Annotated in this window: 5 protein-coding genes; 3 read left to right on the top strand and 2 right to left on the bottom strand. The window is 63.8% G+C overall.

Features of this window, described 5'->3' with window-relative positions:
- Both DBR23_RS17160 and gatB read left to right on the top strand, forming a co-directional pair.
- Positions 1-1,068 (top strand): amidase family protein (locus tag DBR23_RS17160; RefSeq protein WP_233250522.1); only part of this gene is annotated, 1,068 nt, incomplete at its 5' end.
- A 1-nt stretch (position 1,069) separates the two neighbouring features.
- On the top strand, positions 1,070-2,518 hold the full coding sequence (gatB, locus tag DBR23_RS17155; protein WP_108499048.1) for an Asp-tRNA(Asn)/Glu-tRNA(Gln) amidotransferase subunit GatB: 1,449 nt from the start codon (positions 1,070-1,072) through the stop codon (positions 2,516-2,518).
- Between the two features lie 130 nt (positions 2,519-2,648).
- On the opposite strand, the gene DBR23_RS17150 is transcribed toward gatB, so the two are convergent.
- Positions 2,649-3,347: a DUF4124 domain-containing protein gene (locus DBR23_RS17150; protein WP_108499047.1), complete on the bottom strand. Its 699-nt coding sequence runs from the start codon at positions 3,345-3,347 to the stop codon at positions 2,649-2,651.
- A gap of 5 nt (positions 3,348-3,352) precedes the next feature.
- Positions 3,353-4,051 (bottom strand): orotate phosphoribosyltransferase, encoded by a 699-nt coding sequence (pyrE, locus tag DBR23_RS17145; RefSeq protein WP_056057447.1) that lies wholly within the window; start codon positions 4,049-4,051, stop codon positions 3,353-3,355.
- A gap of 10 nt (positions 4,052-4,061) precedes the next feature.
- On the opposite strand from pyrE, the gene DBR23_RS17140 reads away from it, so the two are divergent.
- A partial coding sequence (locus DBR23_RS17140) for an exodeoxyribonuclease III (protein WP_108499051.1) occupies positions 4,062-4,850 on the top strand: 789 nt, incomplete at its 3' end.

Below are 4,850 nucleotides of genomic sequence, written 5' to 3'. Positions count from 1 at the left end.
GGCTTTGATGCCCCCGCCCCCGTGCGCAACCCCTGGGCCACCGACCGCATTCCGGGTGGCTCGTCTGGCGGCAGCGCCGTGGCCGTTGCCGCGCGACTGGCCCCGGCCGTGACCGGCACGGACACCGGCGGCTCCATCCGCCAGCCCGCCTCGTTCTGCGGCATCACCGGCATCAAGCCCACCTATGGCCGCGCCAGCCGCTACGGCATGATCGCGTTCGCTTCCAGCCTCGATCAGGCGGGGCCCATGGCCCGCTCGGCCGAAGACTGCGCGTTGCTGTTGTCCGCCATGTGCGGCCCGGACCCGGACCGTGACTCCACGTCGCTCGATGTGCCGGCCGAAAACTTCAGCGCCCACCTCAATGACAGCATTGACGGCCTGCGCATCGGTATCCCCGCCGAGTTCTTCGGCGAAGGTCTCGCACCCGATGTGCGCGCCGCCGTGGATGGCGCCCTCAAGGAATACGAAAAGCTCGGCGCCAAGCTCGTGCCCATCAGCCTGCCGCGCACGCAGCTGTCCATCCCGGTGTACTACATCATTGCCCCGGCCGAGGCGTCGTCCAACCTCTCCCGCTTTGACGGCGTGAAGTTCGGCCACCGCGCCAAGGACTACACCGACCTGGTGGACATGTACAAGAAGACTCGCGCCGAAGGTTTTGGCGACGAAGTCAAGCGCCGCATCATGATCGGTGCGTACGTGCTCTCGCACGGCTACTACGACGCCTACTACCTGCAGGCGCAAAAGATTCGCCGCATGATCGCCGACGATTTTCAGAACGCCTTCAAGGAGTGCGACATCATCGCCGGCCCCGTGGCTCCCACCGTGGCCTGGAAGCTGGGTGACCACGGCAACGACCCGCTGGCCGACTACCTGGCCGACATCTTCACCCTGCCCGGCTCGCTGGCCGGGCTGCCCGGCATGAGCGTGCCCGCCGGTTTTGGCGAGGGCGGCATGCCCGTCGGCTTGCAGCTGCTGGGCAACTACTTCCAGGAAGCCCGCCTTCTGAACGCTGCGCACCGCCTGCAGCAAGCCACCGACTTCCACCTCCGCCGTCCGGAGGGCTTCTGACATGACCGCCAAACTGATCCATGGCTACGAAGTCGTCATCGGCTTCGAAACCCACACCCAGCTCGCCACCCAGAGCAAGATCTTCAGCCGTGCTCCCACCGCCTTTGGCGCCGAGCCCAACACGCAAGCTTGCGCCGTGGACTTGGCCCTGCCCGGTACCTTGCCGGTGATGAACCGCGAAGCCGTGGCCTGCGCTATCAAATTGGGACTGGCCCTCGGCTCCCACATTGCGCCCGTGAGCATTTTCGCGCGCAAGAACTACTTCTACCCCGATCTGCCCAAGGGTTACCAGATCAGCCAGTTCGAGATCCCGGTGGTGCAGGGCGGCGAGGTCGAGTTCTTTCTGGGCGACGAGAAGAAGACCGTGCGCCTGGTGCGCGCCCACCTCGAAGAAGACGCAGGCAAATCGCTGCATGAAGACTTCATCGGCCAGAGTGGTATCGACCTGAACCGCGCGGGCACGCCGCTCCTGGAGATCGTGACCGAACCCGACATGCGCTCGTCCGAAGAGGCCGTCGCGTATGCCAAGGAGCTGCACAAGATCGTCACCTGGATCGGCATCTGCGACGGCAACATGCAGGAGGGCAGCTTCCGCTGCGATGCCAACGTGTCCGTACGCAAGCCTGGTCAGCCGCTGGGCACGCGCCGCGAGATCAAGAACCTGAACTCGTTCAAGTTCATGCAGCAGGCCATCGACTACGAAATTCGCTGGCAGATCGAGCAGATCGAAGACGGTCATGCAATCCAGCAAGCCACCGTGCTGTTCGACCCCGACACGGGCGAAACCCGCGCGATGCGCACCAAGGAAGACGCGGCGGACTACCGCTACTTTCCAGACCCCGACCTGCCTCCGCTACACATTTCAGAGCAGTGGGTGCAGGATGAACGTGCGCAAATGGCCGAATTGCCTCGTACCATGGCCGCACGTTTTGTGGCGGACTATGGCCTGCCCGAGTACGACGCCACCACGCTCACGCAGAGCAAAGCCATGGCGGCATACTTTGAAGCAGCCGCCAAAGCCTGCAGCCAGCCCAAGCTGGCCAGTAACTGGATCATGGGAGAGGTGTCGCGCCGCCTGAATATGGCGGAGACCGGTATCGAGCAAGCTCCTGTGACTGCAGCGCAGCTGGCCGCATTGATCGGCCGCATTGCCGACGGCACGATCTCCAACAACGCCGCCAAGCAGGTGTTTGATGCGCTGTGGACCGGAGAGTCGACCGAAGTGGATGCCGTCATCGAATCCAAGGGCCTCAAGCAGATGAACGACTCCGGCGCGCTGGAGAAGATCATCGACGAGGTGATTGCGGCCAACCCCGACAACGTGGCGCAGTTCCGTGCGGGCAAGGACAAGGCCTTCAACGCGCTGGTCGGCCAGATCATGAAGGCCAGCAAAGGCAAGGCCAATCCGACGCAGGTCAACGAACTGTTGCGCGCCAAGCTGGCGGGCTGACGCGCAAGCCGACTGGCAACAACACCAACAACAAAGGGCCGCGAGGCCCTTTGTTGTTTAGATCGTCTCAAATGGGGTGGTGGACGTCGTAGGCCAAGGGCAAGGGAATTGCGCCCCGCCCGCGCGGCCCTCACCGCGTGGCGGCTGGAGCGGAGGCGTCGCTGGCAGGCGTTGTGCCCGGCAGCGGCATGCGCTGCGCATCCCACAGCTTGCGCAGCTGGGCCAGCTCCACGTCAAAGCGCTGGTGCACGCGGCGCTTTTCCTGGTCCTGCCCGGCAATGAAGCGCTGCTGCTCGGCAATGCTGTCTTCGTTCTCGGCAATCTTGCGGCGCAGCGCCATGGGGGCTTTGTTGGGGTCCTTCTTGTAGAACTCCATCTCCACATCGAAGGCTTTGCGCTGCTGGGCCAGTTCGACCAGGCGCTTTTCGGCGGTGGCGGTCACGTCATCGACGAGCTGAATGGCCGCAGCGCGCTCCACATCGTGCGTGGCCTTGTCGGGATAGCGGGCCGTCAGCGCGCGCTCGCGGCGGCGTTCTTCCAGCTCGCGGGCACGGGCTTCGGCCTCCTTGCGGCGCTGCGCCTCTTGCGCGGCGCGTTCCTGCTCGGTCAGCGAGGGACCGATTTGCCGCCGCACGATGCCCGAGGGCCCGAGTTCCCGCTGCTCGCGGTCCAGGCATTCGGCGATCGGACGGTCGGCCGTCAGGCGCCGGCCATTGCGGTCCACGCAGGTGTAGATGCCGCCGGATGTCCCGGGGGCTTGCGCCCGCGCCCAATCAGCGCCCAGGGTGGCAAACAGAACCCCGCCCATGATCCACGCCGATTTGCTCAAACCATCTACCCCTCATTGACGCCATAACGCTGGCGGTAGGCCAGCACCTTTTCGTGGTGGGAACGCATCCCCTCTTCCCCATTTTTCTCAAGAAAGAGCAATAAGTCTGCCAGCCGTGAAATGGCACACACCTGCATGCCCAGTTGGTTGCGCACGTACTGCACCGCGCTGTGGTCCACGTCCTGGCCATTCTCGGTGGCTTTCTCCTGGCGGTCCAGCGCAATGGCCACTGCGTGGGGCGTGGCGCCGGCGGCGCGGATGATGGCGATGGACTCGCGGGCGGCCGTGCCGGCCGACATCACATCGTCCACGATGAGCACCCGGCCCTTGAGAGGCGCGCCCACCAGGGTCCCACCCTCGCCGTGGTCCTTGGCCTCCTTGCGGTTGTAGGCAAAGGGCACGTTGCGGCCCAGGCGCGCCAACTCCACCGCCACGGTGGCAGCCAGCGGAATGCCCTTGTACGCGGGGCCAAACACCATGTCGAATTCGATGCCGCTGGCCAGCAGGGCTTTTGCATAGAATTCCGCGAGCCGGCCGATCTTGCGGCCGTCGTCAAACAGTCCGGCGTTGAAAAAATAGGGGCTCAGGCGCCCGGCCTTGGTCTTGAATTCGCCAAACCGTAGCACGCCCGACTCGACGGCAAAACGGACGAAATCCTGCGCCAGCTGGCCCTGTTCGGGGGTTTGCACGCCAACATCCACCATGGGGAAATCCTTGTTCAAGTTAACCAGCCTCAATCTCAATGGCATCCGCTCGGCCACCAGCAAAGGCGTGGAAAGCTGGATGGCAGCCACGCGGCCGGATTGTATTTGTGTGCAGGAAGTCAAGGCCCAGGCCGCCGACATGGCCAACCGCTTCGAGCGCCTGGCCGACCTGCAGGGGCACTTCCACTTTGCCCAGAAAAAGGGCTATTCGGGCGTCGGCATCTACACGCGGCACGTGCCGTCGGATGTAGTCATTGGCTATGGATCGACAGAGTTCGATGCAGAAGGCCGATACGTCGAGCTGCGTTTTGACACGCCCGCCCGCAAGCTGTCGATCATCAGTGCGTACTTTCCCAGCGGCTCGTCGGGCGAAGAGCGGCAGCAGGCCAAATTCCGCTTTCTGGCGGAGTTCCACCCCCACCTCATGCGCCTGAAGGCCGAGCGCGACTTCATCCTGTGTGGCGACATCAACATTGCACACCAGCAAATCGACCTCAAAAACTGGCGCAGCAACCAGAAGAACAGTGGTTTTTTGCCCGAAGAACGCGCCTGGATGACAAAGTTGTTGCACACAACTGATGAAGGCGGCGGCATCATAGACGTTTACCGTCAGTTACAACCTACCGCCACCGACACCGCCTACACCTGGTGGAGCAACCGCGGCCAGGCCTATGCCAACAACGTGGGTTGGCGGCTGGACTACCACCTGGCCACCCCTGCGATCGCGGCGCTGGCGCGTGCTGAACATATCTACAAGGGCGAAAAGTTCTCGGACCACGCACCCATCACGGTGGATTAC

The organism is Acidovorax sp. HMWF018 (assembly GCF_003061035.1).
Lineage (GTDB): Bacteria > Pseudomonadota > Gammaproteobacteria > Burkholderiales > Burkholderiaceae_C > Acidovorax > Acidovorax delafieldii.
This window is presented reverse-complemented; position numbering and strand designations above follow the sequence as displayed.

What these genes read in the sequence shown, in the direction of transcription:
- gatB (WP_108499048.1), top strand. Translation starts at nt 1,070, where the DNA reads ATGACCGCCAAACTGATCCATGGCTACGAAGTCGTCATCGGCTTCGAA.
- pyrE (WP_056057447.1), bottom strand. Translation starts at nt 4,051, where the DNA reads ATGGTGGATGTTGGCGTGCAAACCCCCGAACAGGGCCAGCTGGCGCAG.